The 3,260-nt window shown below is 72.1% G+C and carries 2 protein-coding genes and 1 pseudogene; 1 reads left to right on the forward strand and 2 read right to left on the reverse strand.

Going from position 1 to position 3,260, the window contains the following annotated elements:
- Nucleotides 1-157: 157 nt before the first annotated feature.
- Together typA and AAHZ94_RS31315 are read right to left on the reverse strand one after the other, a co-directional pair.
- Entirely contained in the window at nt 158-2,062 is a 1,905-nt protein-coding gene (gene typA / locus AAHZ94_RS31310; protein WP_349997096.1) for a translational GTPase TypA, read from the reverse strand.
- A gap of 444 nt (nt 2,063-2,506) precedes the next feature.
- On the reverse strand, nt 2,507-3,073 hold the full coding sequence (locus tag AAHZ94_RS31315) for a hypothetical protein (protein WP_502964838.1): 567 nt from the start codon (nt 3,071-3,073) through the stop codon (nt 2,507-2,509).
- On the opposite strand from AAHZ94_RS31315, the pseudogene AAHZ94_RS31320 reads away from it, so the two are divergent.
- Nucleotides 3,057-3,260 (forward strand): annotated as a pseudogene (locus AAHZ94_RS31320) (hypothetical protein); the annotation flags it as partial. The gene AAHZ94_RS31315 and the pseudogene AAHZ94_RS31320 sit on opposite strands and share 17 nt — an antisense overlap.

The raw sequence follows: 3,260 nt of genomic DNA on the forward strand, positions 1-3,260 counted from the left end.
CCCCCCCCCCCCCCCCCCCGAGCCCCCCCCCCCCGCGCCCAAACACCCCCCGGCCCACCCCCCCCCCCCCCCCCCGGGCCCCGGGCGGGGGGCCCCCCCCCGGGGCCCACGGTCTGGTCCGGCGTGCTCCCGCGCGCCCGCGCGGGAAGGTGGTGCGTCAGCGCTTGGCGCGCGAGGCGGCGCGGCCACGCTCCTTCTGGTCCAGGACGACCTTGCGGATGCGGACCGCCTCCGGCGTCACCTCGACGCACTCGTCGTCGCGGCAGAACTCCAGGGACTGCTCAAGGGAGAGCTTGCGCGGCGGCACGATCGACTCGGTGACGTCGGCCGTGGAGGAGCGCATGTTGGTGAGCTTCTTCTCCTTGGTGATGTTCACGTCCATGTCGTCGGAGCGCGAGTTCTCACCGACGATCATGCCCTCGTACACCTCGGTGCCCGGGTCGGTGAAGAGCACGCCGCGCTCCTGGAGGTTGGTCATCGCGAACGCGGTGACCGCACCGGAGCGGTCGGCGACCAGGGAGCCGTTGTTACGGGTGACCAGCTCGCCGAACCACGGCTCGTGGCCCTCGTGGATGGAGTGCGCGATGCCGGTGCCGCGGGTGTTGGTGAGGAACTCCGTACGGAAGCCGATCAGGCCGCGGGAGGGGACGATGAACTCCATCCGCACCCAGCCGGAGCCGTGGTTGGACATGTTGTCCATGCGGCCCTTGCGGGTGCCCATGAGCTGGGTGACCGCGCCCATGTGCTCCTCGGGCACGTCGATGGTGATGCGCTCGATCGGCTCGTGCAGCTTGCCGTCGATCTCCTTGGTGACCACCTGCGGCTTGCCGATGGTGAGCTCGAAGCCCTCCCGGCGCATGGTCTCGACCAGGATGGCGAGCGCCAGCTCACCGCGGCCCTGCACCTCCCAGGCGTCCGGGCGCTCGGTGTCCAGGACGCGCAGCGAGACGTTACCGATCAGCTCGCGGTCCAGCCGGTCCTTGACCTGGCGGGCGGTGACCTTGCGGTCCTTGACCGCGGCCTTGGCGTCCGCGCCCTTGCCGGTGCCGCCGCGGCCGACCAGCGGCGAGGTGTTGGTGCCGATGGTCATGGAGATCGCCGGCTCGTCCACGGTGATCAGCGGCAGCGCCACCGGGTTCTCCGGGTCGGCCAGCGTCTCGCCGATCATGATGTCGGGGATGCCGGCGACGGCGCAGATGTCGCCCGGGCCCGCCTTCTCGGCGGGCTTGCGGGTCAGCGCCTCGGTCATCATCAGCTCGCTGATGCGCACGTTGGAGACGGTGCCGTCGCGCTTGATCCAGGCGACGGTCTGGCCCTTCTTCAGCTCGCCCTGCTCGACGCGCAGCAGCGCGATGCGGCCGAGGAAGTTGTCCGCGTCCAGGTTGGTGACGTGCGCCTGGAGCGGGCCGCCCTCGTCGTACTCGGGGGCCGGCACGTGCGAGAGCAGGGTGGTGAAGAACGGCTCCAGGTTCTCGCTGTCGGCCGGGACGGTGCCGTCCTCCGGCTTGGTCAGCGAGGCGACGCCGTCACGGGCGCAGGCGTAGACGATCGGGAACTCGATCTGGTCCTCGTCCGCGTCCAGGTCGAGGAAGAGGTCGTAGGTCTCGTTGACGACCTCGTCGATCCGCGAGTCCGGGCGGTCGGTCTTGTTGATGCACAGGATGACCGGCATCCGGGCCGCGAGCGCCTTGCGGAGCACGAAGCGGGTCTGCGGCAGCGGGCCCTCGGAGGCGTCCACCAGGAGGACGACCGCGTCCACCATCGACAGGCCGCGCTCGACCTCGCCACCGAAGTCGGCGTGGCCGGGGGTGTCGATGATGTTGATGGTGATCGGGTCACCACCGTCCTTCGGGTGGTACTTGACGGCCGTGTTCTTGGCCAGGATCGTGATGCCCTTCTCACGCTCCAGGTCGTTGGAGTCCATCATCCGGTCGTCAAGCTTCTCGGCCGCGTGCGCCGCGAAGGCGCCCGCCTGCCTGAGCATGGCGTCGACGAGGGTCGTCTTGCCGTGGTCGACGTGGGCAACAATGGCGACGTTACGAATATCGTGGCGCGTGGGCACTGCGACGCTTCTCCCGGAATCGTGGATCGCGGCGTACGGTCCGGTACGCGCGCTGCCGGGCAGATCTCAAGCCTCGGCCTTACCCCATGGTACGGGGCAAGGGCGGGATCGGCCGCCCCAGCCCGCCCCCGACCCCGCCCGACCACCGGCCCCGCGCAGCTCAGCCCGGCCCTCGGGGCCCGGGATTCACCTGCCCTTTCCCCAGCCTTCGTCGGGCCGCTCGCCGGCTGGAGAGGGGTGGGGGTACGGAATCGGGGGTGGGGCGGACGGGCTCCCCGACCGCTGCGGGGCTCGGCCCCGTACGCGCCCCGCTGGCTGCCGAACGCGCGGGACGTGCGGGATGTACGGGATGTACGGGCGGCCTGGATACGGGCTGCGCGCCCCGCGGGCCGCAGCCCACCGCTCCCGCTCCTCTTCGCCCGGCTCCCACTCCCCGCCCGGCTGCTACTCCCCGTCCGGCTTCGCGTCCTCCGCCCGTGCGTAACCGATGTCCTGGTAGTGGGGGGTCTGGAGGCCGAAGGCGCCGACGTTGGCGAGGCCGGAGCGGACCGCGACCAGTTGTGGGCGCTGGTAGAGCGGGAGGGAACCGGCCGCGGCCCAGATGCGGGCGTCGGCGCGGCGCAGCAGCTTGGCCGCGGCGTCCGGGTCGAGTTCGCTGGACGCCTGCTCGAAGAGCTGGTCGATCTGGTCGGTGCCGACCCGGCTGTAGTTCTGCTCCACCAGCAGCGAGCCGTCCGACGCCGGGCGCGGCTTGGCGAAGATCGGCCGGGCGTCGGTGGCCGGGAAGGCGGTCGCGGGCCAGGAGTAAAGGGCCAGATCGAAGTCGCCGCGGGCCACGTAGTCGCTGAAGTAGCGGTCCTTCGCCACCTTCACCACATCGGTCTGCACGCCGATCCGCCCCAGCATCCGGACGATGCGCTCGCCGACCTCGGTCGCCTGCTCGGTGCCGGGACCGGTCGGCAGGACGAACCGCAGCAGCAGCGGCTGGCCGTCCTTGACCCGGATCGGCACCCCGCCGGGCAGCAACCGCGGCCCGGCCTGCGTGCCGCGCGCGGGGCCCTCCGCCGGTCCCTGGCCGCGCGGCCGGTCGCGCCCCGGCCCGGGTCTTTTTCACAACTCCCAGCCCCCCAGACCGCCGCCGATCGGGGGGGGGGGGGGGGGGGGGGGGAAAAAAGAGGGGGGGGGGGGGGGGGGGGGG

The sequence above is a fragment of the Streptomyces sp. HSW2009 genome, assembly GCF_040240285.1.
Taxonomy (GTDB): Bacteria; Actinomycetota; Actinomycetes; order Streptomycetales; family Streptomycetaceae; genus Streptomyces.